General features: G+C 45.3%; 11 protein-coding genes. 1 reads left to right on the forward strand and 10 read right to left on the reverse strand.

Annotation, left to right across the window (positions count from 1 at the left end; genetic code table 11):
* Positions 1–8: 8 nt before the first annotated feature.
* The 9 genes from OQY15_RS00445 to OQY15_RS00485 form a co-directional block, all read right to left on the reverse strand.
* On the reverse strand, positions 9–3,008 hold the full coding sequence (locus tag OQY15_RS00445) for a SusC/RagA family TonB-linked outer membrane protein (protein ID WP_265786414.1): 3,000 nt from the start codon (positions 3,006–3,008) through the stop codon (positions 9–11).
* A gap of 24 nt (positions 3,009–3,032) precedes the next feature.
* Positions 3,033–4,223: an anhydro-N-acetylmuramic acid kinase gene (locus tag OQY15_RS00450; protein WP_265786416.1), complete on the reverse strand. Its 1,191-nt coding sequence runs from the start codon at positions 4,221–4,223 to the stop codon at positions 3,033–3,035.
* A gap of 111 nt (positions 4,224–4,334) precedes the next feature.
* On the reverse strand, positions 4,335–6,929 hold the full coding sequence (locus OQY15_RS00455) for a phosphatidylglycerol lysyltransferase domain-containing protein (RefSeq protein WP_265786418.1): 2,595 nt from the start codon (positions 6,927–6,929) through the stop codon (positions 4,335–4,337).
* A 30-nt stretch (positions 6,930–6,959) separates the two neighbouring features.
* Positions 6,960–8,144, reverse strand: a complete 1,185-nt coding sequence (locus OQY15_RS00460) for an MFS transporter (protein WP_265786421.1) — start codon at positions 8,142–8,144, stop codon at positions 6,960–6,962.
* Positions 8,145–8,195: 51 nt separating this feature from the next.
* The gene (map, locus tag OQY15_RS00465) at positions 8,196–8,996 is read right to left on the reverse strand and encodes a type I methionyl aminopeptidase (protein ID WP_265786423.1); all 801 of its coding nucleotides are present in this window, start codon (positions 8,994–8,996) and stop codon (positions 8,196–8,198) included.
* Between the two features lie 15 nt (positions 8,997–9,011).
* On the reverse strand, positions 9,012–9,629 hold the full coding sequence (locus tag OQY15_RS00470) for an ATP-binding cassette domain-containing protein (RefSeq protein WP_265786425.1): 618 nt from the start codon (positions 9,627–9,629) through the stop codon (positions 9,012–9,014).
* The gene (gene modB, locus OQY15_RS00475; protein WP_265786427.1) at positions 9,626–10,297 is read right to left on the reverse strand and encodes a molybdate ABC transporter permease subunit; all 672 of its coding nucleotides are present in this window, start codon (positions 10,295–10,297) and stop codon (positions 9,626–9,628) included. The genes OQY15_RS00470 and modB overlap by 4 nt, the downstream gene beginning before the upstream one ends.
* Positions 10,298–10,309: 12 nt before the next feature.
* Positions 10,310–11,062: a molybdate ABC transporter substrate-binding protein gene (modA, locus tag OQY15_RS00480; RefSeq protein WP_265786429.1), complete on the reverse strand. Its 753-nt coding sequence runs from the start codon at positions 11,060–11,062 to the stop codon at positions 10,310–10,312.
* Between the two features lie 173 nt (positions 11,063–11,235).
* Positions 11,236–11,763, reverse strand: coding sequence for an OmpA family protein (locus OQY15_RS00485; RefSeq protein ID WP_265786431.1), 528 nt, complete (start codon positions 11,761–11,763; stop codon positions 11,236–11,238).
* Positions 11,764–11,904: 141 nt separating this feature from the next.
* On the opposite strand from OQY15_RS00485, the gene OQY15_RS00490 reads away from it, so the two are divergent.
* Positions 11,905–12,384, forward strand: coding sequence for a GNAT family N-acetyltransferase (locus OQY15_RS00490; RefSeq protein WP_265786433.1), 480 nt, complete (start codon positions 11,905–11,907; stop codon positions 12,382–12,384).
* Between the two features lie 4 nt (positions 12,385–12,388).
* Here the strand turns inward: OQY15_RS00490 and OQY15_RS00495 are convergent, their stop codons facing one another.
* Complete coding sequence (locus tag OQY15_RS00495) at positions 12,389–13,567, reverse strand: efflux RND transporter periplasmic adaptor subunit (RefSeq protein ID WP_265786435.1); 1,179 nt, start codon at positions 13,565–13,567, stop codon at positions 12,389–12,391.
* Between the last annotated feature and the right edge of the window lie 2 nt (positions 13,568–13,569).

The raw sequence follows: 13,569 nt of genomic DNA on the forward strand, positions 1-13,569 counted from the left end.
GAGTGTTCTTAAAAAGTAATGTTAAAACCTGCTACGATAGTTCTCGGGATCGGCACCTCCACAAAGTCGAAACCGCGTACTGCAGAGCTTTGACCGGCAGCATTGACCTCGGGATCAAATCCGCTATAACTATCAAATGATAACAGGTTACGTCCCGACAGGCTAAACCTCATATTGCCCGATTTTAAGAAAGAGGGTTTAAACTCATAGCTTACTGAAGCCTCTCTGAGTATTACAAAAGAGCCGTCTTCAATCCAGTTTTCAAAGATGCCGAACAGCGCCGCAGAAGTTCCTTTAGGCACTTCACCTCTGAGTTCCGGTTCATAACCTTTGAGTCCTCCGTATAAGTCGCGGTCGCCCACACGTTTGGTGAAGTTGAATACATCACCCCCAATAGAAGCATCAAACTGAGTGCGGAACGACCAGTGTTTGCCGATGCTGATCTCATTGATCAGGGAGCCAATCCAGTCCGGATTCGGATCCCCAATCACCTTTCTGCGGGTGGCACCAATTGGCTGCCCGTTGGCATCCTTGCCCACTTTTTCCGTTTGAGGCAATCCACCCGGCGTCAGCAGTAAAGAACCATCCGGATTGCGTGCAAAATACGTGGAATAGAAGGTGCCCAGCGGCTGACCATTGACAGCTGCAACCTGGCTGAATCCACCGGCAAACAGGAGCTCTCCTCCCGGGATGTTGTTCACCTGGTTACGGTTTCTTGAGTAGGTGGCTGAGATATTCCATCTGAAATTGTCTTTCAGCACAGGAACGGCTCTTACCATCAGTTCGATACCTTTGTTCGTCATGGTACCAATATTCATATACTGGCTCAGGTAACCCTGTGAAGGCGCCAGACTGGCCAGTAAAATCAGGTCTTTAACGTCTTTTTTGTAATAACTGAACTCAAAACTCAGTCTGTCTTTAAAGAAACTCATATCCGTACCGATCTCGAACTCCGTCTGCCGTTCTGGTTTGATATCAGGGTTTCCCAATAAGGCTGGTGAGGTTACCGAAGGCTGTCCGGAAACGTTTACCGGAATGTATGAAGTCGTTCTGTCATATGCCCCTATGGCGGTTAAATTCCCTGCCTGTCCATATGAAGAGCGGATCTTGAAGCTGGAAATTACATTGGAGATTTTAGAATCTGTCCAGAATTTTTCATTGGATACTACATAACTTCCACTCACTTTTGGATAAAACTGACCTCTGAACTTTTCGCCAAAAACCGATGATTCATCGTAACGTGCCGCACCAGTGATATAAAATTTGTTCAGGATGCCAAAAGTCTGCTGTACAAAAGCACCCATGATGTTGATGTCACTGCGGTTTTCTGAAGCGATGGAAACCCCGTTGTTGATGGTTTGTCCGATGGGGCCAAGCAGGGTCGCCGTGATGCCGGTCTGGTAGATCTTCTGACTTTGTGCCGTACCACCAATACCAGAGGTTGATTCCAGCCAGTCGTTGATCTTGGTTTGATACGAAACATTGAGGTCGTTATTTACCAGGAAAGTAGTTTGGTCTGCCCTTCTTGAATAACCTGCGTTATAACTTGGTGTAGTATTTACTACCGGGATATATCCTGTACCAATTTGCGTGGCATTATCATAACCCAGTACATAGTTGATGTTCAAACCTTTTATCGGATTGGCCATTAACTGGAAGTCGCCAATAAAACGGCTTGTACGTTGCTGAAAATCAAACCTGTTGATCGCCTCTAGAGGGTTTGTTCTCGCTACAGCAGTGGCCAGGGCAGGATAAACTCCGTTTACAGGGTTGGGATTGATATAGTTGTTAGCGAAGATGAAACCGGTTAATGCACCATAGGCTTCATTGATACCTCCATTAGGAACCTCTTTACTGGTACTGAGCACGTAGTTAGTTCCGATTGACATCTTTAGCCAGTTGTTGAGCTTCTGGTCTATTTTGGCGCGTACGCCTGCCCTTTTGAAGTTGGTGCGGTCGATAATTCCCTGATTGCCGAGGAAGTTTCCACTCACATAATACTGTGTGTTTTCAGTTCCGCCGGAAACAGACATATTGTTTTCTGTACCTATTCCGGTGCGGAAGATATCATCCTGATAGTCGTAACGCGTTACGGGTGTTTGCGACTGATCAGTTACTGTAGTATTGTTAAACCGGAAAGGATATTCGTTGATTTCCAGCTTTTTGCGCAACTGGCTGATCTTTAATTGCGAAGAGAAATTAAACTGTGTTTTACCGGCTTTACCTTTCTTGGTAAAAATCTGCACTACCCCATTACTTGCCCTTGATCCGTAAATCGCGGCAGCTGCAGCACCCTTGATGATCTCCATCCGGTCGATATCATTTGGGTTGATGTCAACCATACGGTTCTGCGAATAGCCTCCCAGATCCAGCAGCTCAGATGAGTTATTGTTTACTATTACCCCATCCACGATATATAGCGGATCGCCTGAACCTGCCACAGTACTTGTACCGCGAAGCCTCACGCTGATACCGCCGGCAGGGTTACCAGAGTTCTGCGTAATCTGTGCACCGGAGATCTTTCCGGCCAGTGCCTGGTCGATCGATGTGGCCGCACTGCTGGCAATATCACCCGAGCTGACCGTAGAAATGGCGTTTCCCAGGGTCTTGCGACTGGTGGCAACGGATGTACCGGTTACAATCACCTCATTTAAGCGCAGTAAATCTTCGGCGATTTTTATATCAAGCGTCAGGGCCGGGCTGCTGCCCAATACTACATCTCTCAAAACTGGTGTATAACCCAGAAAGCTAAATGTAAGCTGGTACTTGCCAGGTTTTAATGCAGTACTGATTTCATAGGCTCCGTTTTTGCCTGCTACAGCACCAGCACTGGTGTTTGTAATTCTGACGGTCGCGCCCGGAATGGGTTCGTTACTTCTGGCATCGGTGATCACACCCCTGATGGTGTAATTCTGTGTCTGGGCATCCGCGCGACCAGCATTACAGAGTAACAAAAATACCAGCGCTATACACAGCTGATAGGGTCGGTTGAGTAGAGTTTTTTTCATAATTAAGGTTTTGGTTAGGTTGGTTTATGGCAGGCTTATTTTTCCCATGGTCACACTTGGTATCCCCTGCCGGGATCCAAAGTTAGTATCTCCTCCAGCCAGGCATTCATTGGCAAGCAGGGCAAAAAGTACGGCTTCCTTAGCATCAGGGTCAATCCCGAGATCGGCAGTGTTTTTCAGCTTTATTCCCAAACCTGCCGACAGTTTTTCTGTGAGCAGTGGATTGTGCATGCCACCCCCGCTCAGGTAAATCTCAAATGGCCGGTCGCCAATAGAACTGCTGATGGCGGCAACGATGCTGCGTGCAGTAAACTCGCAGAGCGATGCCAGAATATCTTCTGGCGGCAGCCCCTGTTGTGAAGAAGCTTTCTGAGCCGCCTGCAGATAAGTCATATTGAACAACTCCGGCCCTGTGGTTCTCGGGAAGGGGTCATCAAAAAACTCATTGTTCAGCAGCGCAGCTACCAGTGCATCATTCACTTTTCCTTTTTTTGCAATAGCAGCATCCTCATCATAATATTTGCCCGGGTAATGTAACTGTACAAACTGGTCCATCATGGTATTCCCCGGACCTACATCGGTAGAAAAAACAAGATCAGCATGCCTCCCTGCCGGTAAATAGGTGAAGTTTGAGATACCACCGATGTTGAGCAGTATCCGGTTTTCTTCCACACTTGACAATAAAAGATAATCCCCATAGACTGCCAGTGGAGCTCCTTCACCTCCGGCGGCTATATGTTTCTGTCTGAAATCACTGAGGGTGATGATACCCGTTTTTACTGCAATATGGTCGCCATCACCAATCTGCAGGGTGGCGTCTGGATAAGCAAGTTGCTGATGCAGGGAAAAGGGAGCGTGAAAAATCGTTTGTCCGTGACTCGCAATGAGGTCGACACCATCGACCGGGAAATCCCATAACTTCAGCGCTTCCAGGATCAACTCTGCGGAATAGGTTCCGATGACGGCATTGAGCAGCGTTACCTCCTGCAGGCTGACCTGAGCCTTGAAGGAGACCGACTTTAATTGTTCTTTAAACTCCTGCCTGTAGGGAAAGGTGACGAAGTGTAATACTTTAACCTGGGTTTCGAATCCTGAGCCGCTGAACTGACAGAGCGCGATATCCAGACCATCCAGCGAGGTGCCCGACATTAAACCGGCAATAATGCGGGTTGAAGCCCCAGAAATATCCGCCAGTTTTGAGATTTGGTTGTTCATGGTGAAAAAATCCTTGATATCTTAAATATATGGATTTATAAATGACAATTCTTGCGTACTTTGAATAAAAAAATGCAAGAACACGCAAGATTTGTTTCCAATAAAAGATTTCTAGGGTTTAATCACCTTAGATAGTACCGCAGGAACCTGTATCAGATCGTAATCCTGATCATAAACCAGGTATTTATTATGCCACAGAGGTGAGAATTTATCCTTTGCATCTCTCAGACCTTTGTAATGAGAAAAAGATCTGATCTTTTCATAAGCGAATTTCATGGAACGTTCTGTCAGATTCTTGGGATCATCCAATCCCGATAAAGGTGCAAAACCAATGTTTACGGAAGAACAGCCGGTATCTTTGAGATATTTGAACAGCTCAACCAGGATAAAATCAATCACTCCATTGGGTGCATCGCTGGTTTTCCTGATCAGGTCGTAGGTACCTTCGCCCGCTGCGTAGTCAGGTATGACATTCAGAAATGCCACAATTTTCTCTTCTGCATTTTCCACCGTAATAATCGTCTGGTTTTTTAGTTCATCCCAGTCGAACATCCCCTGCGAGAACACGATTTCTTTTCTTCCGGTATCTTCCAGCCATTCATCAGAAACAGATTTGATCTTCTGCAGCAGCCCGTCTTTTACAGGTGCTGTATAAATTTTGCTCTGAAAACCCTTCTCTGCCACCTTTTTTAAGGCATTGCGGATAGACTTCCTGTTGCCGCCATCCAATGTAAAGGTCGTCAGGTCTACCACCCCCTCCTGTCCAAGATAAATGCTCTTTTTACCACAGGCTGTAAAATGTGGTAACGTTTCTTCGGCCACCCGGTAGTAAAAACTTTTTACGCCGCTTTCAAAACAGTATTTATCAAAGGAATGGATAAAATGTTTGATGTTTTCTTCAGCAGTGACAGGTGCTTCCAGTACAACGGCGAAATTCCCGGATATCCGGTATGAGATAAAGCCTTCAAATTCCTCCGAACGATAGATGAGTTTGTCGTGGTAGGTTTTAAAGTAGTCCATTGCCGAGTTGCCATACAGATCGAGTTGGTTTCTTGCCCAGCTGAACTCCTCTTCATCGGTAGTATCTTTCAGAATATAAGGACGGATGAGGGTATAGACCAGAAAGGCCAGCGACACAAATCCACTGAAATTAATAGAATACAGGAAACCCTGCGCAAAAGCATCCTGTGCAATCAGGTCTTCGCTCTCAATAAGTACAAAGTTTTCAAGTGTATATTTTACCGACTGTATGAAGCTAAAATCGACATTAAAATGTCTGGCATCCAGGAAGTAGAAACCTATCGTGCCATATAAAACTACCGCTGCAACACTCAGCAAGGTCGTTTGGATACCCAGATAGCGTAATCTGGAATTGTGTTTTACGTAGTACTCCTTGCGGGAAGCAATCAGACCGATGATAACGATCACCGAGAAACTGGCCTCCTCATAATCGATCGCTTTGGTCAGGTTACCTACGAGAGAGAGTAAACATAGTCCCAGCGCAAAATACCAGGCCATCCTGAGCCCTTTAAGCATGAATGCTGCGGTAACCAGCAAAAACAGCCCTGCTACCAGTACAAAGTAGTTGGAAGCAGCAATGGCGGAGACCGGCAGGAAGTCTTTCAGAAAAACCAGCCGCTCATGGATAGCCGGTGTAAGCACAGACACAATATTCACGATGCCGAGAACCAGGATGAGCAATGCTGGTACAATGCGCATCAGTAACTTATTGATCTTAACCAGGAAACTTAATGCTCCAAGCAGCAGCGGGATCCAGAACTCCATGAAGCGGTAAAGAAAAGTGACCGATACGGCCTGGGCATCATCATATCCCATCCTGATCAGCATAAATGTCATGGAAGCTTCCACTGCACCAAGACCACGCAAAAACGGAGAAATGATCAGAAATACTACCCCAACCACATAACTTACTGTAGCAATGAGAAAAGAAGGCTCAATGTTGAGCGCCAGCATCGCAATATAGATGTGAACAATACCGAAAACCTCGATCAGCATGCTCCATAAAAATGTCCTGATAAAGCTCCGGCGTTCAATCTGGTTACTGGTAAATTCTCCAAGCCAGACCTCAACTACAGGTACATATCTGATGATCAGGCGATATACACTGTTTTGTTTTGCGACCGACCTGTATAGCAGATACACACCGCCTATCAGGAGAAATACCGCGATCAGCCCATACCATTCTCCGGCACCAATACTGCCTTCACAAATGGCATAGATAAATACCGGAATGGCAATGGCCACTACAGAAAGTATACCTACAAAACCGTATATAGAGGAGGCAAAATTCACCTGCGACCTGGTGACGCCTTTTTTCTCGATATCACCGCTGAAGAAGGCCAGCGAGGAAACACCACCTGCAGGCAGAAAGACACTGATAAAGTTCCTCTTCAGGTAAAGCATGGTGGCATCCAGCAGTCCTACTTTGCTACCTACAGCTGCAAATGAAGCGCGATACATCTCTCCGTGGATAAACACGTATACGATGCTCAGTAAGACACCTATAGAAATCCAGTCCCAGCGGGAGGTAACTACAAGGTGTTTTACTTCCTGAAGTTCCGCACGTTCATGCTGTATAAACCAAATGCCGAGGCCGATAAAAAACAGCGTGAAAACATAGCTGAATATAATCTTATAGTTTTCCCTGATGAAAGGAACCGGGTTATATTTGGGTGATATTTTCATGTGCTGCTGCCCGCTTTTTAATGAAGGTACTTACTTTTTGGAAAAGAAGACAATTACCAGTGCAATGAAAGACCAGGTAAGCATCTGCCAGGTGGATAAATCCCAACCACCATGTTTCCAGCAGAGCAGCCCAAAAAATGTGCCTATTCCCCCACCGATAAAATAGGTAGTCATGTAAATGGTATTCAGGCGGCTGTGTGAGTTTTCATCGAGCGAATAGATTCTGGCAAAATTGGTAATCTGTGTGGCCTGCACACCAATATCCAGCACGAAGATGGCGATGATCATGACGATCACCGAAAGGGGAAAAACTTTGAGCAGGATAAGGCTGCATATCACCATGCCGACGGTCATCATCAGGGATTTGCGGGTATTTCCTTTATCGGCAAGTTTCCCAAAGTATGGTGCTACCAGCGCGCCACCAATGGCTACCAGTCCGAATAACCCAATGGTATCGGCATGGAAGTTAAACGCGGGGCCACTGAGATAAAAGGTAACGGTAGTCCAGAAGGAACAGAAGATACCAAAGGTAAAGGCGCCAAGAATGGCCGATTCACGCAATATTCTGGGCTCTCCCACCAATTGCAGTGTAGATTTAAGCAATGCGATATAATTGCCTGTAAATTTATGTTTTACGTCCGGAAGGTAGAGCTTGAGTAAAACAGTAATGCCGAGAACCATTGCTGCGGAAATACCATACACTGCCCGCCATCCGAACCAGTCGGTAATAAACCCGCTGATCACCCTCGAACCCAGAATGCCGACCAGGATACCACTGAAGACAATTCCGACGGTTTTACCACGGTTGACCTTATCCAGACTGGCTGCCATCGGAAGTATAATCTGCGCAGGGGCAGAACAGATACCAATCAGTAAACTGAGTATCCATACAAACAGGACGCCTTTGGAGAGTACCATCAGGATCAGCACCACTGCCAGGGCAAGCATCAGCAGCAGGATGAGCTTTTTGCGGTTGACCATATCCCCCATAGGGATCAGAAAAAACATGCCCAGTCCATATCCCATTTGTGCAAACATGGAAACTCTCCCGATTTCTGCATCTGTAGCATGGAGTGACATGGCCATTTCTTTTAAAATTGGCTGATTGTAGTAGATATTGGCAACAGTAATTCCTGCTGCAATAGCCATTAATATAATCGTACCTGATTTCAGGGGGGCACCATCCTGGTGAAAATTCTTTTCTGAGGCTTTCATTGCTGCAAAAGTAGCAAAGCCCGGCACAATTGCTGCCAGATTAGTGTCGTATTACTCGTCGTACGATGTATTTAAATGCGGGTTATATTTTTCAGCCTCTTCAATACCATGATAGTCTGACAACACCAATGCCGCAACAGGCTTAGTACATACGTTATGGGAGAAATGTACCGCGACCATTCCGTCTGCTGTTCTGAAAGAGCCATCTTCATCCTCGATGATCGCTGCAGTTCCCAGATTTACCATAGGCTCAATGGCGAGCACCAGGTTGCTTCGCATCTCTATTCCGTCCACTCTCCTGCCAAAATTTGGCATTGGAGGAAGCTCATCCATGGAACGGCCTATAGCATGCCCGCCCAGTTCCCTGCTGATGCCATAACCACGTCTTTCGTTGTAATGCTGTATGGCACTGCTGATTTCGCCAAGGTTCTGACCGGTAATCGCTTCCTTAATTCCCAGAGTGAGTGAGTCTTTGACAGTCCTCACCAACGTGAGAATTTCCTGACTGGTTTCACCGATAATGAAGGTATAGGCATGGTTGCCATGGAATTCGTTTTTGATCACACCGGTATCAATTGATAAGATATCGCCTTCGCGTAAAACCCGCTCACTTGGCCGGCCATGGGCGATGACATCGTTGATCGATGTGCAGATGTGAAAAGGATAACCTTCATAGTTGAGGAAAGACGGGATGGCACCATTGTCCCTGATGAATTCATTTGCCAGCTTATCCAGGCTCAACGTAGTGATACCTGGTCTGATTTCATGAGCGAGTTCTGCAATAGTATCGCTCACCAGCATGGCACTGATGTGCATCAAATCTACTTCTTCGTCTGTTTTATAAATGATCATGGTGTAAAAATTAATCTAATCAATCTTTAAACTGCGGTCGGCAAAGCCGAGAGTTTCCTGCGCATGATGGCTCACAATAATCGTAGTCGTTTCAAATTCTTTTAAAATAATTTTCAGATCTGTTATCAGATCTTCGCGCAGCTCGTCGTCCAGAGCCGAGAATGCTTCGTCCATCAGCAGGAGCTTCGGCCGTTGTGCCAATGCACGTAAAATCGCGAGCCGCTGTTGCTGTCCGCCCGACAAATGCTGGGGTTTGTGGCTGTCAAAACTTTCCATTCTGCCCATTGTCAGCAACCTGCTGATCAGCAGTTCATCCGTACTGGCATATTGCAGGTGCTCCCGGACAGTCATATTTGGGAAGAGGGCATAATCCTGAAACACAAAACCTGCTTTTCTCTCCTGAGGAGACATATTTATCCCCGCTGCGGTATCAAGCCAGGTCTGTCCATGTACCACGATCTTTCCCTGCTCCGGAGTACTCAGACCGGCGATGATGCGAAGGAATGTAGTTTTCCCTATTCCTGAAGGACCATATACTTTGGTAACGGAACCTGCAGGAAAACTATCCGCGACAGTAAGTCTGTATCGTCCTTTATAGGTTTTGATATTTTTTTGTATGTTGATACTGATCATTCCAAAGGCCCCCTCATCGCATTTTTGTTGAACACAAAGACCAGGATCACAATCACAAAGGTGATAGCGAATAAAATGAGTGAATACATATTAGCTTCATGGTACTGGTTGTTATCTACTGCATCATAGATAGCTATAGAAGCTACTTTTGTGCTTCCCTCGAGTCGCCCGCCGATCATCAGTACCACTCCAAACTCACCAAGGGTATGTGCAAAAGTGAGCACAATTGCTGTCCACAAAGACGATTTGATATTCGGCAGCTGCACACGGTAGAAGGTATGCAGTTTGGATTTGCCCATTGTATAGGATGCTTCAGCAAGTGATGCCGGCAAGTGTGCCAGTGCAGATTTTACAGGGCTCACCATGAAAGGAAGACTGTAAATGACGGAAGCGACAACGAGACCCTCGAAAGAAAATACCAGGCTGAGGTTGAAATATTCGAGCAGCCAGCGCCCAAAAAAACTATTGGGACTAAAACTGAGCAGCAGGTAAAATCCCAGTACGGATGGCGGTAGTACCAGCGGCATGGTCAGAATAGCTTCAATGACTACTTTTAACCAGGAACTGCGCCTGGATAACCAATATGCCAGTGGAATACCAATCAGCATCAGTATCATTGTGGTGATGGCAGCAAGTTTAAGGCTGAGCCATATGGGAGTCCATTCCATTACCATTCTATGTTATGCTGTGGTATAGCCAAATTGTCTGAAGATAGCGTTTGCAGCAGCAGAGAAAAGATAATCATAAAACTTTTTATTATTCACATAATTCTTGTTCTTCGCATATTTCAACAGAACCGCCCCCTGTTCAATCGGGCTATATGATTTTGGGTCAACTTTCTGCCAGGAAAAACGCTGAGATGCGGGGAGTTCATAAACCAGGGATTGCGTGGTAAAACCAAGCCCCACCACCCTCTGGAGAACATAGGTGTTTACCTGACTGATGCTTTCTGCTACCACGAGCTTTTGTGATACCGGCTGATAGATTTTGTAATAGTTGAGGGCTTCTTCTGCAGCTTTTCCATATGGTGCAGTTTTAGGGTTTGCGATAGCAACCTTACCAGCATCTTTGCCAGTGATCCTGGATTTCCAGTTTTTTACATCAGCACCTGTTGAAGAACAGACAATCAGGCTGCCCATTGCATAAATCTGTGGCTTGCTTAAGGTGAATCCTTCAGTGTACAGATTCTGGGGAAACTCCGTATCGGCTGATAAAAAAATATCATACGGGGCTCCATTTTTTATCTGCACCGCAAGCTTGCCCGATGCACCACTGATCACTTCTACAGCAATGCCTGTTTTTTTTTGAAAATCTGCTGCCAGTTTTTTGAGCACAAATTGTGCATTGGCAGCGACAGCTACACGAACTGGCTGGGCAAATGCGGATAGCCCAAGAAGGCTAATAAAAGTAAGTAGGATCAGTCTTTTCAACATAGCGCTTTTGTTTGCCGTTCTAAATGTAAAGCATTCCATTTAATATACTGTTTTTCCCGGAGAATTTTAAGTGTAGTAAACAAAACTTTCATAAAAATAAAACCCCCGTATATAACAAAGCCGGGTATTCATTCTGAAATGAATACCCGGCCTTTATGTTTTTGTCTGTAAAACTAGTTTACTTTTCTGATCTCTACACGACGGTTAAGTACTTTACCTTCTTCAGTATCATTAGAAGTCATTGGTTGTGTTGCACCAAAACCTTTAATGCTCATGTTGGCGGCAGGAATACCTGCATTTACCAGATATGATTTTACTGAATTTGCTCTGTCAACTGAAAGTGACATGTTGTGCTCAGCAGTTCCTTCAGCAGATGAGTGGCCGTTCAGGATAAATTTAACTGATTCGTCTTTTTTCATTTCAGTAGCTACCTGGTCAAGCACCGCGAAAGAAGCAGTTTTTAACACGCCAGAATTGAATTCAAACTGGATGTTATCAAAAGCATAATTTGGTTTTGCCGGCGCCGGTGCTGGTTCTTCTTTCTTTTCAACCGGTGCAGGTTCTGGTTTTGCTGGTTCTTCAACCGGTTTAGTAACTGGAGGAGCTGGTTTGGCAGCTATTTTTTTTGTTTTACACGCTTGAAGCGAGATCGTCATTAGACCTATAATGGCTAATAATACGTGGGGTCTTAAAATTTTCATCAATAATTTGTTTTTGTAAACATATAAAATATCCTTCATATCTGTAAAAGATAGATATATTGCATAATTAATAAATATAAACGGATTAAATCCCGGAAAAGTGTTAGAAGCTTGATCCGCAACGTGTAATTGGCTATATCAATGAGAGTTATTCATACCAGTGAATTAACAAATATCCAGAAAAAAGCAATTATGAAGCTCTGGAATAACGAATATCCCGACCAGTTAAACTACCGTAACCTGACGGATTTGAACTCCTACCTTGCTACTTTACCTGGTGCGATGCACTTTTTATGTGTCAGGGATGCTGAAATCCTGGGCTGGGCATTTAAATTTTCACGTGATGCTGAAACCTGGTTTGCGATTATACTGGACAGCAAAATTCATAAACAAGGCGTTGGCACCATGTTGCTGGATATCCTGAAGGCGGATGAAAATGCCCTTACAGGATGGGTGGTAGACCACGACCGGTATCTGAAGATCAATGGGGATGCCTATCCATCCCCACTGAACTTTTATCTTAAAAACGGGTTTGGAGTAAACCGGCAGCTGCGCCTGGAATCAGCACACTTATCCGCTGCTATGGTTAAATGGCAGGCACGCCCTGTTTTCCAGGTCTGATTCATCATTCTTCAGCAGTATTCCCCGTAAATTTAGACTGCAGGTAAAAGGCCCCCTTGTTTGCTATTTGCGCATGCTCCGCTAATGGGCTCAGGGCTTTAATGGCAGTATAACCTAACTCAGATACCCCGGTCTTTACTTCAACTTTTTGAAAGGTGGTTCCTTTCTTACTTTTGCCGGTAACCAGAAATATATACTCTCTTCCTTCAGCGCGTATGACAGCATCTGCCGGTACTGCATTTAGCAATTCATGACCAACGCTGATCAGTGCGGTTACATACATCCCGGGAATCAGGTTTTGTTTTGCGGTATTATTGATCACAGCGTGAACGATGACTCCCTTGCTTTCATTTTCAAATGATTTATTGATACCGCTGATCGTACCTGCAATCTGTTGATTATCCTGATTGGTCAGCTGTAAATCAACCCTCTGCCCTGCTTTAACTTTCATGAGGTCTTTCTCAAAAACAATGAGGTCGCAATGGATTTTAGAATTGTCTACCACTTCCATGATGGATGTCCCCGGCTGTACATAAGCGCCAATGTTTGCCGTGATTTGCCCCACTGTTCCGCTGATTGGTGACTTGAGCGGAAATCCTGAAATGATCTGTCCATTTTTTATGGATGCCAGCTGTACCCCCAGTTGTTTCAGCTGACTTTCATAAGCGCTGATCCTGCCACGTTCAGCCTGGTAGGTGGCTTCTGATTGCTGATAGGATTTTCCTGTGCCGGCACCGGCTTCTTTCAATTGCTTTTGCCTGTCATATTCTGCCTGCACATAACTGAAGCTATTCTTCGCTGCAAGGTAGTCCTGCTGTATCCGGATCAGCTCCTGGTTCTCGATCATTGCAAGTACTTGTCCTTTCCTGACCTGCTGTCCTTCGATGACGGTAATGTTTTGCAGTAAACCTCCTGAAAGAACGCTGACATCAGCTTTATTTTGGGGCGGAACAGCTAGTTGCCCGCTGGCTTTAACGATAGTATTGAGGTTTTTGCGTTCTACAGGACCTGTCTCGATGCCCACTGCCGCCATCTGTTCGCTGCTGAGCTCCATTTGTTTTGCCTTAACCGCGGTTTCAGGTGATTTTTCTTCTGTCTCTTCAACTGGTTTAGTACTGCAGGAAAGCATTGTTGCTGATATGATCACGCACAGTGCCAACTGTATATATAATTTAGCTGTCATGT

Origin of the sequence: Pedobacter sp. MC2016-15 (genome assembly GCF_026239695.1) — a bacterium.
GTDB lineage: Bacteria > Bacteroidota > Bacteroidia > Sphingobacteriales > Sphingobacteriaceae > Pedobacter.

What these genes read in the sequence shown, in the direction of transcription:
- map (WP_265786423.1), bottom strand. Translation starts at nt 8,996, where the DNA reads ATGATCATTTATAAAACAGACGAAGAAGTAGATTTGATGCACATCAGT.
- modB (WP_265786427.1), bottom strand. Translation starts at nt 10,297, where the DNA reads ATGGAATGGACTCCCATATGGCTCAGCCTTAAACTTGCTGCCATCACC.
- OQY15_RS00495 (WP_265786435.1), bottom strand. Translation starts at nt 13,567, where the DNA reads ATGACAGCTAAATTATATATACAGTTGGCACTGTGCGTGATCATATCA.
- OQY15_RS00490 (WP_265786433.1), top strand. Translation starts at nt 11,905, where the DNA reads ATGAGAGTTATTCATACCAGTGAATTAACAAATATCCAGAAAAAAGCA.
- OQY15_RS00450 (WP_265786416.1), bottom strand. Translation starts at nt 4,223, where the DNA reads ATGAACAACCAAATCTCAAAACTGGCGGATATTTCTGGGGCTTCAACC.
- OQY15_RS00460 (WP_265786421.1), bottom strand. Translation starts at nt 8,144, where the DNA reads ATGAAAGCCTCAGAAAAGAATTTTCACCAGGATGGTGCCCCCCTGAAA.
- OQY15_RS00455 (WP_265786418.1), bottom strand. Translation starts at nt 6,929, where the DNA reads ATGAAAATATCACCCAAATATAACCCGGTTCCTTTCATCAGGGAAAAC.
- OQY15_RS00470 (WP_265786425.1), bottom strand. Translation starts at nt 9,629, where the DNA reads ATGATCAGTATCAACATACAAAAAAATATCAAAACCTATAAAGGACGA.
- modA (WP_265786429.1), bottom strand. Translation starts at nt 11,062, where the DNA reads ATGTTGAAAAGACTGATCCTACTTACTTTTATTAGCCTTCTTGGGCTA.
- OQY15_RS00445 (WP_265786414.1), bottom strand. Translation starts at nt 3,008, where the DNA reads ATGAAAAAAACTCTACTCAACCGACCCTATCAGCTGTGTATAGCGCTG.
- OQY15_RS00485 (WP_265786431.1), bottom strand. Translation starts at nt 11,763, where the DNA reads ATGAAAATTTTAAGACCCCACGTATTATTAGCCATTATAGGTCTAATG.